At 28.5% G+C, this 12,844-nt stretch carries 13 protein-coding genes; 5 read left to right on the top strand and 8 right to left on the bottom strand.

Features of this window, described 5'->3' with window-relative positions; translation table 11 throughout:
• From F811_RS0104640 to F811_RS16490, 4 genes are all read right to left on the bottom strand, one after another.
• On the bottom strand, positions 1 to 868 hold an 868-nt coding region (locus tag F811_RS0104640), incomplete at its 3' end, for a PP2C family serine/threonine-protein phosphatase (protein WP_020004119.1).
• An 8-nt stretch (positions 869 to 876) separates the two neighbouring features.
• Positions 877 to 1,566: a vWA domain-containing protein gene (locus tag F811_RS15550; protein ID WP_020004118.1), complete on the bottom strand. Its 690-nt coding sequence runs from the start codon at positions 1,564 to 1,566 to the stop codon at positions 877 to 879.
• A 21-nt stretch (positions 1,567 to 1,587) separates the two neighbouring features.
• A complete protein-coding gene (locus F811_RS15545) occupies positions 1,588 to 2,253 on the bottom strand; it encodes a protein kinase domain-containing protein (RefSeq protein WP_020004117.1) in 666 nt (221 codons plus the stop codon).
• Between the two features lie 242 nt (positions 2,254 to 2,495).
• Positions 2,496 to 2,636 (bottom strand): hypothetical protein, encoded by a 141-nt coding sequence (locus F811_RS16490; protein ID WP_020004116.1) that lies wholly within the window; start codon positions 2,634 to 2,636, stop codon positions 2,496 to 2,498.
• 249 nt (positions 2,637 to 2,885) lie between these two features.
• On the opposite strand from F811_RS16490, the gene F811_RS0104620 reads away from it, so the two are divergent.
• Positions 2,886 to 5,297, top strand: coding sequence for a TIGR03960 family B12-binding radical SAM protein (locus F811_RS0104620; protein WP_020004115.1), 2,412 nt, complete (start codon positions 2,886 to 2,888; stop codon positions 5,295 to 5,297).
• Positions 5,298 to 5,343: 46 nt separating this feature from the next.
• Complete coding sequence (locus tag F811_RS15540) at positions 5,344 to 5,637, top strand: DUF2314 domain-containing protein (RefSeq protein ID WP_020004114.1); 294 nt, start codon at positions 5,344 to 5,346, stop codon at positions 5,635 to 5,637.
• A 23-nt stretch (positions 5,638 to 5,660) separates the two neighbouring features.
• Here F811_RS15540 and F811_RS0104610 read toward each other — a convergent pair whose 3' ends face one another.
• Positions 5,661 to 6,539 carry a tetratricopeptide repeat protein gene (locus F811_RS0104610; RefSeq protein WP_020004113.1) on the bottom strand — a complete coding sequence of 293 codons (879 nt, stop codon included), beginning with the start codon at positions 6,537 to 6,539 and terminating at the stop codon, positions 5,661 to 5,663.
• A gap of 161 nt (positions 6,540 to 6,700) precedes the next feature.
• Between F811_RS0104610 and F811_RS0104605 the strand changes: the two genes are divergently transcribed.
• On the top strand, positions 6,701 to 7,852 hold the full coding sequence (locus F811_RS0104605; protein WP_020004112.1) for an iron-containing alcohol dehydrogenase: 1,152 nt from the start codon (positions 6,701 to 6,703) through the stop codon (positions 7,850 to 7,852).
• Here the strand turns inward: F811_RS0104605 and F811_RS0104600 are convergent.
• The 3 genes from F811_RS0104600 to F811_RS0104585 form a co-directional block, all read right to left on the bottom strand.
• A complete protein-coding gene (locus F811_RS0104600) occupies positions 7,849 to 8,712 on the bottom strand; it encodes a ribonuclease H-like domain-containing protein (protein ID WP_020004111.1) in 864 nt (287 codons plus the stop codon). The two genes, F811_RS0104605 and F811_RS0104600, sit on opposite strands and share 4 nt — an antisense overlap.
• Positions 8,713 to 8,745: 33 nt before the next feature.
• Complete coding sequence (gene cysS, locus F811_RS0104595) at positions 8,746 to 10,161, bottom strand: cysteine--tRNA ligase (protein WP_020004110.1); 1,416 nt, start codon at positions 10,159 to 10,161, stop codon at positions 8,746 to 8,748.
• Positions 10,162 to 10,495: 334 nt separating this feature from the next.
• Positions 10,496 to 11,086 carry a hypothetical protein gene (locus tag F811_RS0104585; RefSeq protein ID WP_020004109.1) on the bottom strand — a complete coding sequence of 197 codons (591 nt, stop codon included), beginning with the start codon at positions 11,084 to 11,086 and terminating at the stop codon, positions 10,496 to 10,498.
• 219 nt (positions 11,087 to 11,305) lie between these two features.
• Here F811_RS0104585 and F811_RS0104580 point away from each other — a divergent pair, with 219 nt between their 5' ends.
• Together F811_RS0104580 and ruvC are read left to right on the top strand one after the other, a co-directional pair.
• Complete coding sequence (locus F811_RS0104580; RefSeq protein ID WP_020004108.1) at positions 11,306 to 12,049, top strand: YebC/PmpR family DNA-binding transcriptional regulator; 744 nt, start codon at positions 11,306 to 11,308, stop codon at positions 12,047 to 12,049.
• Positions 12,050 to 12,066: 17 nt separating this feature from the next.
• On the top strand, positions 12,067 to 12,540 hold the full coding sequence (gene ruvC / locus F811_RS0104575; RefSeq protein ID WP_020004107.1) for a crossover junction endodeoxyribonuclease RuvC: 474 nt from the start codon (positions 12,067 to 12,069) through the stop codon (positions 12,538 to 12,540).
• The last annotated feature ends 304 nt before the right edge of the window (positions 12,541 to 12,844 follow it).

Below are 12,844 nucleotides of genomic sequence, written 5' to 3'. Positions count from 1 at the left end.
TTTCTAATTTCTTTCCTAAAGAATTAATAGAATTATTCTGACTTTCTAATTTTTTATTAAAATCATCATTTATTATATCTATTACATACTCTTTATATTCTCTTATTTTATCATTTTTATCTGAATTAATATTCATGATGATTAAACTTAAATCATCATCTATAGCATAATTTGAAGATGCAATGTAATTTAAGTCATCAGTTATTTCTTCTTCATATGTTTTATTTTCATATTTATATATCCATGAAGAATAAGTTTGCAGTTTAGGTGCCAAAATATCTTCTTTATTGGAAATAAATACATGTTCTAATCCGTCAGAAAAACAAAAGAAGCTTAATATATCTTTATTAGGTATAATTTTTAATTTTAAATAATCTTTTTTTATATTTTTTCTAAAGAAAACAGTCTCATTTTTAAACTCTCCGTTTTCTCCTCTATCTAAAACTATAAGTTCATTTTTGAAATCACATCCTATTATACCATCTCCTATATGACCATACATAGCTTTATCTTTATACGACAAAACAAAAAGCAATGTAGCAGATAATTGTTTTTCTTCTATTTTCTGCTCTAAAGCAGTTTGTTCTATCTTTTTAGATAAATAGGATATAATTAATGATTTTATTTCATCTTCGTTCTTATCTATTATAGTTTCATAATTATTTTTCAAGAGTTCTATTGTAGAATCTACTAAAGTCTTTGAGCCTATTTGTGAAAACTTACATGATCCGGCACCGTCAGAAAGAGCAATAATAGAAAAATCTTCACTAAAAAAATAATCACAATAATCCTGACAAGGGGTATTATTTTTAATATGACTTTTACCTTGAGCCAAATATTTATAACAAGAAAAGCTATTATTACCCATATTTTCTCCTAACAATTTTTTATTTTCAATGTAGGAGGCGGTTGAGGTAATGTAACTTCAGCATCAGTTGTACTTGAATTAGCAACAGCTCCAACACTTTTTGAAAGCCATTCAAAGAAATCTTTAAATTTTATACCTTCTAATTCCATTGCAAACTGATTACTAAATTTTGAAAGTATATTCATATTTGCATCTCTTACTCCAAGAGGAAGACATACTAATTTTCTATTTTGAGACATCTTATATGTAATTTGATAAGATTTTACTAAAGGTGTAGTTGGTTCACCGTCAGACATAATTATCATCCAAGGCTGATAATATGATACTCCTCTGTTTTTATAATCATTTTTTCTCTTTTCTAATAACTCTATTCCTTTCATTACAGCCTCTTCCATAGGAGTTCCGCCATCAGCATAAAATCTTTTGAAATCTATTCTATCAACACTTTGAAAATCTGAACATACATTAACAACACCTCCAAAAGAAATCATGGCTATTTCAGCTGACCATCTGGCTTTCTCATCACTTTTTACTTCTTCTAAAAATAATTCTACCCCATTATTAAGCTCTTCAATAGGATCTCCAAACATAGAACCGCTAGTATCTAATATTAAGCATACTGGAACTCTAGGACTAGGGTTTGTTATTAAATCTGTATTCCTATTATCATTTCGTCTGTTAAAAATATTATCTGACATATAATACTCCTATTAAATATATTATCTTTTTATTTTATATTTGTTAGGTTTTAACTCACTTGAAGCATAACCTTTACTCATATCATTAATATAACGTTTAAATACATCGTATAACTGTTCTATAGTTAATCTTTTATTATAGGCAAAACAATCTGAAAAAGTTTGTTTTATATAATATGTAGTATTACTCCAAATAAATCTCCATATACCGTCTGGAACATAATTTCCTTTCTCCCCTTCAAACCTATATGGAAAGAATGATTTTTGTATATTATCAACTATTGAAGTGCCACCTTTATATGAATAAGGATGCTGTCCTAAAAAAAGTATTTCAAACATCAAAACTGTAACAGCAAACATATCATGTTCTTTAGTTCTTAATATAGAGTCAAAGTTTTTGTGTATTAATTCTTTAGGAGTAAATTCATCTTTACCAACTGGACAAGGATACTGACCTATTTGAAAGCTGTCGCAGTCTATAAAGTAAACATCATCATAATTTCTCACCAGTATATTTCCTCCGTTTATATCTCCTAATATAATGTTACATTTATGAAGTTCTTTTATAACTTTTAAAATAGATAAACATAATTTTACCAATTCGATTCTAGTCCAATTTGGAAATTTTTCAGTAATTCCTATAGAATGTATTGCACTTTCTAAAGTATATCCATATCCTTCCCGCATCAAATATCCTACGAAAATACTTTCATTACTATGACTATTTTTTAAATATAGAAGTTCTTCTGGCCAACATAAACCTTTTATGTTAACCTTATACTGATGCATAATGTATAATTTATTAGATCTGAATTGTGTAATTTTATTAGGATGATATATTTTACATACTTTTCCTATGTTAGATTTATAAGCAGTTCCCTCTCCACCATTTCTACCTATAGACTCTCCTAATACAACTTCACCTTTATTTACAAAGTCATTTTTTTTGGTTCAAATACATATCTTGAAACTCTATCACCTGTATTTAAGCTAAATTGTTCTCCAAGTGAAGTTTCATCATATATAACAGGGGCATTAAAATTTGGAGCTGGAAATTTGGGATTTGGCATTTATTTTCCTATAAAGTAAAATATTAATTTCATTATAATGTAATATCATAAAAAAATCAATATCTATACTGTCATTATAGATATATATTAAATAAATTATATAATATAATATTTATAATGAATTATTTTCTAATAAGTAAACTGTATGTAAATAAATTTATATACAGTAATAATAAATAATAATTTGTATAATAACAAACTTTACTATATAATACTAATTCAAAAAATAATCAGGATAATTATAATAAAATGAGCGAAAATTTAAAAAATGAAATATTAGAACTTGTAAAAAGTGAAGATATAATAAAACCAACCAGATATTTAGGCGGTGAGATAAATGCCATAATAAAACCAAATATGCCTTTTAAATTTGTTATGTGCTTTGCGGATATGTACGAAATAGCCATAAGCAATTTGGGTCTTTCTATACTTTATGAGGTTATCAATTCTATTAAGTATGCCTCATGTGAGAGGGTGTATGCTGTTGCTGAAGACTTTGAAAAACTTTTAAGAGAGAAAAATATACCGCTTTATACTTTGGAGACTTTCAGCAGAGTAAAAGATGCTGATGTTTTGGGATTTACTTTGCAGTATGAGCTTATATATACAAACATATTACAAGTGCTTGAATTAAGCCAAATCCCTATACATAGAGATGAAAGGGGAGAAGATGTACCTATAATAGCAGCAGGAGGGCCTAGCGTATTTAATCCTTTTCCTTTGGCTGATTTTGTAGATGTGTTTTTATTCGGTGAGTTTGATATCGAGATGAAAAACTTTGTTGATATAATTTATAATCTCAAAAAAAACGGTGCCAAAAGAGATGATATATTAAAAGAGTTTTCAAAACTTGAGTATGCTTATGTACCTAAATACCCAAGAGAGAATGTTAAAAGAATATTTGTTGAAAATATTAATTATATGCCTTATGTTAAAAAGCCTTTAGTTCCTCTTGTAGAAGGCATACAAAACAGAATATCCGTTGAAATAGCTAGAGGCTGTACTCATAGCTGCAGATTCTGTTTGGCAGGCATTACTTATAGACCTGTAAGAAACCGCACTATAGAAAAAATTGTAGATATATCAATGGAGTCATTAGAGGCTACTGGTGCTAATACTTTGAATTTATTTTCGCTTTCTGCTGATGATTATCCTCATATTGCTGATTTGATAGAGTATTTACAGACACTTGGAGAGCATAAGGGATTTTCTTTGTCTCTGCCGTCACTTAGAATAGACTCATTCGATAAAGACACTGCAAATAGAATAGCACAGTTTAGAAAAACTGGGCTTACATTTGCATTAGAAGTAGGAAGCCATGAATTAAGAGAAAAAATAAATAAGGAAATGGACGAAGACGCCATATACAATATACTTGCCGATGTTCAGAAAATGGGCTGGAAAATAGTAAAGATATATTTTATGATAGGCTTTACTGATAATCCAGAGAAAGAAGCTGATGAGATAATAGAAGCACTTGAAAAGATGATTAAAGTGTCAAAAAACAAAGTAAAAATCAATGCAGCTATTAATGTATTTATACCAAAGCCTCATACTCCTTTAGAAAATAATAATCAGCTTACAGATGAAGAAGCTATTTACTATATAGGAAAGGTTAGAGATCATTTTAGAGGTACAAAGGTTGCTATAAAATATCACCCTCCAAGAATGGCGGAAATTGAAGGAATAATATCGAGAGGTGATGAAAAAATAGGGGATATTATTTATAAAGCATATAAAAAAGGTGTAAGATTCGATGCTTGGGTTGAACATTTTAATTATGATGCTTGGAAGGAAGTAATAGAAGAAAGCGGATATACTATAAAAGAGTTATTAAGCAAAAAAATAAATATGCCTTGGAAATGTATTGATACTCTTGTAAGTCAGAAGTTTTTTGATAAAGAATATGAGAGATTTCAAAATGGTAAGTTCACAGAATACTGTTTTACTGGTAATTGTCAAAACTGCGGCATAGACTATAAAAAATACTGTCATAAATACAAAAAAGAAGTTTTAAATGCCAACTTCACCCAAATGGTTGAAGAATTAAAAACATTAAAAAAACGTGATATATTTTCTGTAAATTATAAAGTATTTATGAGGTTCAAAAAAGAGGGTATATCTTCATTATTAGGAATGCATGATTTATCGCGTGTGATGATATGTGCTTTAAAAATTGCAGGGGCTAGTATATCTTTAAGCAAAGGTTTTCACCCATTAGAGAAAGTGGTATTCACTCCTCCAACTCCTTTTGCATGTGAGAGTGAAGCTGAGTATATGGAAGTAAGTTTAACTGACTTAGTAGACATAGAATTATTAAAAAACAAAATTAATAATTTACTTTCTCATATAGGTATAGAAATAGTAAGTGCTGTTTCTACTCCTACAAATGCTAAAAATATACAGTCTCTTCCAAAGAACACAGTTTATAAAATTATAACAAGCGATGATAAAAAGGCTTTTGATATACTTTCAAATAAAGAAGATTTAAAATCAAGCGAAGAGAGAAAAGGCGATTATTTAATTATAAATAAAGATAATGATTTGCTTATAACACTTTTAGAAAGCAGCGAAAAAGCTATAAGGGTACGAGATATAAAAAGCTATCTTTTGAAGAATGATATTAGTTTAAAAAATATTAAAAAATTGGAGCTTGTATAGCTGACAAATATTGTTTTTAATAATTAATTTATAGGAGTTTTTTATTATGATTAAATACTATTTAGAAAATGCATTTGAATTAAATAAAGAGTATCCAGACACTTTTAAAATTCCTCCTAAAGAAGAAATTAATTCTTTAAAACCTGATGATTATGTTAAATTAATTTTTACTGAAGAAAATGCTGTACCTGAGAGAATGTGGGTAAAAGTTACAAATATAAATGGGGATAATTTTATAGGTATATTAGACAATGATCCTTATTGTTTGAAAAGTGTAAAATGCGGCGATGATATAATTTTCAAAACTGAGAATATAATTGATACATACTTAAATTCTTAAGTTTATCAAAATAAAATTATTTTTTATAGACATTTGCTGAAAGAATATTTTTGTGCACTATCTTTTTGAAGATCTCTTGCTTTTTTTATGAGTTTTAAATGCTTTTTATAATCTTTTAATTTGTAATAGCATATTGAAAGGTAGCATATAGTATATATATTATTACTTTTAAGCATATCAAGCTGTTTATCAAAATTTTCTATAGCATTTATATAGTCTTTAACTGCCAAAGAGCAAAGCCCCATATAATAATATATTATATCATTATCATCAGCTATTTCTTTTGCCTCTAGTAGATTTTCCATAGCCTTTTTATATTTATCCATTTTATAATACGATACGCCAAGACATAATGCTGTATGATAATCTTTTTTATTGTTTTCACTGTACTTTGCAGATTTTTCTAAATATTCTATAGCCTCATCATAGTTATGAAGTCTGTAATGGCATATTCCTATCCATTTAAGATTTTCAGCAGTATTGCCTTCTATATTAAGAACATTAGTATAATATTTAAGTGCTTTTTTATATTCGCATAGGCTGTAATATGATGAAGCAAGCCATCTGGGTATATTATGATTATAAGGCGATAATTCTAAAGAGAGATTTAAATATTTAATGGCTTTTTCGTATTCATTTATATTATTGTATGAAGCTCCGAGATAGAAGAAATAATAATAATGAATACTGTTTTTATTTTCCAAAGCAGTATCAAATGCTTTTTCAAAATATTTAATAGCTTCTCTATATTCAGCGAGCATATAAAGGGCAAATCCAGCTCTAAAATAATATTTAGCATTTTCTTCTATTTCTATGAGCTTTTTATATATATCAAATAGGTTTTGATAGTCTTTATTTTTGTATAATTCTTCAGCTTTTTTTATATAAAATTCTTTATTCATAATATTTTTTCATGTATATATTATAAATAAACTTAAATATTTATAATAGGTCAAATATAATAATAAAAAAAATCATAGTAAATTTTACTTATTAGCTATTAAAATTAAGGCTTATATTTCCGAATATATATAGTAAGAAATATAAAAAATAGAAGAGCAATATGGCTATAATAGAATTTAATATACCAACAAAAATTACATTCGGAATTGATTCTCTTGATTGTTTGGCAGACACTATCAAAAAGTACGGCGGAAGAACTGTATTAGTAACAGACGGTGCTTCTTTCAATCAGACAGGATTAATAGATCAAATAGTTAATAAACTTAATGAAAAATTTATTAATGTAATGGTTTATTCTGATGTAAACTCTACAAGTACAAGCGATGCTGCTGATATAATTGCCAATTTGGTAAGATACAGCAAAGCAGAATCAATAGTTGCTGTAGGAGGCTTTAAAATACAAAATACAGCAAAAGGGGCTGCTGTTGTAGTGACTAACAGCGGAGAGGCTTCAGACTATATTAATGGTCAGCCAGTATATCATAAGCCTTTGCCCATTATCGCTGTACCTACAATATTAGGTTCTTTGTCTGAAATAGCTACTGGAATGTGTCTTTATGATAAATATGATGAAGTAAATAAACAGAATAATGAAGATAATGTATTTTCTTCAAATTGTATTATAGACCCTTCTTTATATACTACAGTTCCAGTAAAATATGCTATAAGCAGTGCATTATCAGTATTTGCTTTGTCTTTTGATATATATATGAGCAATACTCTTACGAGCATTACAGAGCCTTTAATAATTCATGCTATGAAGATAAGCATGCAGGGACTTAAAAAACTTATTTCCGACAGTAATAATATAGATAATATAGCAACTTTAGCTACAGCTAATATGTTATGTGCCACTTCTGCATGTCATAGCAGTTTGGGTGCTATAAGGGCATTATCTATTGCCATTAACAGTGTTTATGCTGTTAATAAATCTATGGTATGCTCTATACTTCTTCCTCATATAATGGAATATTATATTACGGTTGCACCTGATAAATATGTTGTTCTTACTAATGTTATAGATGGTATAGACCCAGAAATGACGCCTTTTGAAATTGCCAATCAGGCCTCTCAGCATATAAAGAAATTCCTTCTTAATATTAATTTGCCTACTAGGTTAAATGAAATTAATATAGACAGAAGTAAATTTGATAAAGTAGCAGAATTAGCGTTGCAGTATAAGGGTATGGATCAGCTTCCTCGTGCAATGAACTTTGATTCTATTATGACTATATTAGAGCAGGCATATTAATCTTCGCTTTTTGGAGCGTATTTGTAAGGTTTTTTATGTAATGCATCTATGAGTTTTTTATTTGGTTTATAATTTGTAATAGGCGGAAGAGGTTTATATTCTAAAAGACCGCAGTTATAACTTTCAGCATATTTATTGTATGCTAAACATAAGAGATACTCTAGATTTATAGTATCAAGCAGATTATAATGTATAAGTGAGTCAATAGCTGTTTCATCTTTAGTATCCTGATAATAGTTCCATAGTAAAACTGCTGTATATCCAGTAACTCCTTCCATATCATCACCGCGTGAAAGTCCTACGTCTTGTTCTATTTTTTTTAATCCGCCAGTATATCCGAGCTCTTTAAGTACAAAGCGTAAATCTATTTGAGCACATTTTATTGTTGTAGCAAAGTATCTTTCAAGAAAAGGTATATCAAAGCATGAACCATTAAATGTTACTACTATAGAATAATTTTTTATATAATCAAGAAATTCATTTTCATTTCTGCCATGAACAAATACTTTCATTTCCTTGCCGTCATAACAGCCTATAACTGTAATATCTGCCTTTGAAGGTTTTATACCAGTAGTTTCTATATCCAAAAAAACAGTTTTGTCCATAAGAAGAGGATAGAGTCTGTATATTATAGGAGTTGGAAATCTCTTTAAAAAATAATGATAATTTTTATTTTTATAATTATAAATGCTTCTAGGAAGTTCATCTTTTAGGGCTTCTCTGATACTTTTAGGCATAGCGTAATAATCTATATTTTTTAAAGTATCTTCCCAATCAATAGCACCTTCTTCCCATAAGAGACTCTCTTTTTTAGGACCGATTCCCTCTATATGCTGAAATGTTCTTTTTAATAAATCCACATAATTACCTTTATTTGTTTTATTAGTTTACAGCTATTTTCTTTTCCATTTTACACCCTGCGGAGTATCCATTATCTCTATTCCCATAGATAATAATTTATTTCTTATTTCATCTGCTTTTTGATAATTTTTTTCTTTTTTGGCTAATGTGCGTTCTTCTATAAGTTTATTAATCTCTTCATCATCTTTGTTTTCTTCTTCATCATTTATCTTAAAGCAGTTTATTATATTATTTACTCTTTCTATGAATTTAAGCATTTTATCTCTTGTTTCATTATTAATAGAATCAAAAGATGTATTTGCATTTTTTATAAGCGTAAATAATACTCCAAGTGCTTCTGATATATTTAAATCATTATATACAGAATCTGAAAACTTATCATTAGCTTCATCTATTTCTTTTGATAATTTATCATTAATTTCATTAGTATCATTTTTGTTTATATCTTTTAATCTGAATACAAAGTCATTCACTCTGTCAATAGCACTTTGAGATTGTTTAATGCCTTCTATAGTGAAATTTAATTGTTTTCTGTAATGTGAGTTTATAAGAGAATATCTTATAGCCTCTTTAGAAAGTCCTTTATCAAGCAAATCTCTTAAAGTATAAAAATTGCCTTTAGACTTTGACATTTTCTCGCCATCAACTATTAAATGCTCACAGTGAAGCCAATAATTAACAAACTTTTCATTGAATGCTGCTTCATTCTGAGCTATTTCATTTTCATGATGCGGGAATTTATTATCAACTCCGCCAGTATGTATGTCAAAATGCTTACCCAAATACTTACAGCTCATAGCCGAACATTCTATATGCCAGCCAGGTCTTCCTTTTCCAAATGGTGAATCCCAATAAACATCGCCGTCTTCTTCGGTATATGCTTTCCAAAGTACAAAATCGCTTGCATTTTCTTTATCGTATTCATCATTAAGTACTCGTCCTGAAGCTCCTTCAAGAAGTTCTTGTTTATCTAAATTAGCAAGCTCTCCGTATTCTGGGAATGTGCTTATTTTGAAATATACAGAACCGTCTGCTTCATAAGTATGTCCGTTTTTTTTGAGGAGTTCTATAATATCAATCATCTCTTTTATATGATCAGTAGCAGCAGGATTAACTGAAGCCTTTTTTATTCCCAATGTTTTTATATCTTCAAAGAATGCTTCTTTATATTTTTTAGTATATTCATTTAAAGAAATATGATTTTCTTTAGAGTTTTTTATAGTTTTATCATCAACATCAGTTAGATTCATAACAAGTTTAACATTGTATCCGTAATCTTCTAATACTCTTCTAAGCAAATCGCTGAATACATAGGCTCTAAAATTACCTATATGAGCATAGTTATATACAGTAGGTCCGCAGGAGTACATTCCCACTTCGCCCTCTTTAATAGGTTTGAATACTTCTTTTTCTCTGGTTAATGAATTATACAATACTATCTCTTTCATAAAAAATTTTCCTTAAAATATTATAAACATTTTACTTAAAAGACTTTATTTGTCAAGGTGCTGTTATGTATTTTTTAAGATGAAAAACAATACAAAAATCCCCCTTAAAACATTTTTTTAAGAGGGATAATAATGCTTTATTTATTATAATTATTAATAAATAAAATTGTTTTCTAAATATAATACTTAATAATAAAAAAATTATATATTTTTATTTTTTCTTATTACTATAGTAGCCTGCTCTTTATATTTAGATATTAGGCTTTTGAGATCTTTTTTCTCTTCTTTTTTTTCCATTATTTAATTCCTCCTTGAATAATGAATAATGTTTATTTTAGAAGCTGCCATCTCTCCATACTTTAAAGTCTGGATAGTCTAATTTTTTAGAATTATCTTCATACCATTTACAAACGGCGGCTGACATATTGATTACATAAAAATTAAACTCAGTTTTCCAGCCGTCATTTTTAAAGTCGGCAAAAGAAGGTATAAACTTATTATTAATAGTTTCATAAATATTTTTCTGAGCTGATTCTGTAGGTATATTATTATCTTTTATTGCTATTCTTAATATTAAGTGAATAGACATACAAGAAAGTGTTGAAGTAAGTCTGCTGTATTCATCAAACATCTGCTCTTTTGAGGAGTTTTCTGTAATAGTATCCATCCACATTTTTATAATATTTCCTAGTGCCTCTAATTGTTCTGGTGTGGCATTTTTATTCATAATAATAGTTGCATAATTTTCTGCAAGCTGCATAAAGGTCATAGTTGAACTTTCATCTGAGATAGATATATCGGCTATATCTTCTATTTGCATTGAGTTTATCATAGACATAATAGAATTATCTTCGGCATTTGCTTTGATATTTATTGATATAAAAATCATAAAAACAAATAATAAATATATAAAACTTTTTTTCATAAAATATATTTCCATTTATAATTTTGTTTTATTTATTATCGTCATCAATTAATTTGTCAATATACTTATTTTTAATAAAGATTAAATTAGTTAATTTTATATAAAATATATTCGTTTTAATGTATTATTAAAAGTTGACAATAGTTGATTTTTAGTATATAATCTACGCAAATATATTGATTATCTAAAACAAAAAAATCTAATAAATAGAGGTGTAATATGTCAGGACACTCCAAGTGGGCTAGTATTAAACATAAAAAAGCCGCAAATGATTCAAAAAAAGGTAAAATTTGGTCAAAAATAGCTAAAGAAATCACAATCGCAGTAAAAGAAGGCGGAAGCCCAGACCCAGATCAAAATGCCAGATTAAGAATGGTTATAGTTAAAGCTAAAGGTACTAACATGCCTAATGATAATATAGATAGAGCTATAAAAAGAGGAGCTGGTGCAGGCGAAGGTGCTAATATCGAAGAAATGTCTTATGAAGGTTATGCTCCGGGAGGAGTTGCTATTATAGTGGATGTTGCAACAGACAATAAAAACAGAACAGCTGCCGAAATAAGATCTATATTCAGTAAAAACGGCGGAAACTTAGCTGAAAATGGTGCTGTTTCTTGGCAGTTTAAGAAAAAAGCTGTAGTTATGATACCTGCTGCAGGAAACACTGAAGAGAGCTTGATGGATATAGTTCTTGATGCTGGTGCTGAAGATATAGAAGAGGACGGAGAAGTATTTACTATTACTGGACCTATGGAGGCATTATCTTCTATAGTTGATGCTCTAAAAGCTAAAGGTATTGAGCCTGAAAGTGCTGAAATAGTACGTATCGCTGATAATACTATGACTATAGCAGAAAATGACGCTAAAAAAGTTATGAAAATAATCGGACTTTTTGAAGATCATGATGATGTTTCTGCAGTTGCTACTAACTTAGAAATTACTGATAACTTAATAGAAGAATAATATTTTATCATATATACATGATAACTTTAGGAATAGACCCCGGATTTGCCAGATGCGGTTATGCTTTTATAGAAGCTAAAAACTCCGCATATAAAATAGTAGATTCGGGGCTTATTGAAACCTTTTCTAATCAAAATTATAATCAAAGACTTTCATTTATATATACTCAATTAGATGAGCTTATCAAAAAGTATAATCCTAGTAATGCCGCTATAGAAGAATTGTTTTTCTCAAAAAATACAAAAACTGCTATAAAAGTAGCAGAGGCAAGAGGCGTTATTATATTAGCTCTCACTTTAAATAATATTGACTTTACAGAATACAAGCCTAAAGAAGTAAAATCGCAAATAACAGGAAACGGTAACGCTAACAAAGATGCTATGATGAAAATGGTTAACCTTTTTACAGGCTCTAATATTATTCAAGACGACACTGCCGATGCTGTAGCCATAGCATTAGCTCATGCCTCAAGAAACAGGATTTTTAAATAAAAAGAAGAAAAAGTATCAACAAAAAAATATAATTGTTTTTCTCTCTTACTTTTTGATACTACATGTATCCCCGCCCTATAAGATTTAAAAGTTTTTATTTTTTTTCATATATTTTGATTAAATATATCAGTCTATACTCCAAAAGAAAACCCGCCCCAAATTTATTTTAACTTTGCACTTTACTCAACGCACGTATAGCGGATTTTTTTATAACAATCGATTTGATATTCTAATTTTACATTATATAAGGATTCGATTCTACGTGCGTTAAATAAAATGCCAATTTAAAAAATCACTTGGGCGG

Origin of the sequence: Brachyspira innocens ATCC 29796 (assembly GCF_000384655.1) — a bacterium.
Lineage (GTDB): Bacteria > Spirochaetota > Brachyspiria > Brachyspirales > Brachyspiraceae > Brachyspira > Brachyspira innocens.
This window is presented reverse-complemented; position numbering and strand designations above follow the sequence as displayed.

Coding starts and splice junctions, on each gene's coding strand:
- F811_RS15550 (WP_020004118.1), bottom strand. CDS start 1,566: ATGTCAGATAATATTTTTAACAGACGAAATGATAATAGGAATACAGAT.
- F811_RS15545 (WP_020004117.1), bottom strand. CDS start 2,253: ATGCGGGAAGGATATGGATATACTTTAGAAAGTGCAATACATTCTATA.
- F811_RS16490 (WP_020004116.1), bottom strand. CDS start 2,636: ATGCCAAATCCCAAATTTCCAGCTCCAAATTTTAATGCCCCTGTTATA.
- F811_RS0104620 (WP_020004115.1), top strand. CDS start 2,886: ATGAGCGAAAATTTAAAAAATGAAATATTAGAACTTGTAAAAAGTGAA.
- F811_RS15540 (WP_020004114.1), top strand. CDS start 5,344: ATGATTAAATACTATTTAGAAAATGCATTTGAATTAAATAAAGAGTAT.
- F811_RS0104610 (WP_020004113.1), bottom strand. CDS start 6,539: ATGAATAAAGAATTTTATATAAAAAAAGCTGAAGAATTATACAAAAAT.
- F811_RS0104605 (WP_020004112.1), top strand. CDS start 6,701: ATGGCTATAATAGAATTTAATATACCAACAAAAATTACATTCGGAATT.
- cysS (WP_020004110.1), bottom strand. CDS start 10,161: ATGAAAGAGATAGTATTGTATAATTCATTAACCAGAGAAAAAGAAGTA.
- F811_RS0104585 (WP_020004109.1), bottom strand. CDS start 11,086: ATGAAAAAAAGTTTTATATATTTATTATTTGTTTTTATGATTTTTATA.
- F811_RS0104580 (WP_020004108.1), top strand. CDS start 11,306: ATGTCAGGACACTCCAAGTGGGCTAGTATTAAACATAAAAAAGCCGCA.
- ruvC (WP_020004107.1), top strand. CDS start 12,067: ATGATAACTTTAGGAATAGACCCCGGATTTGCCAGATGCGGTTATGCT.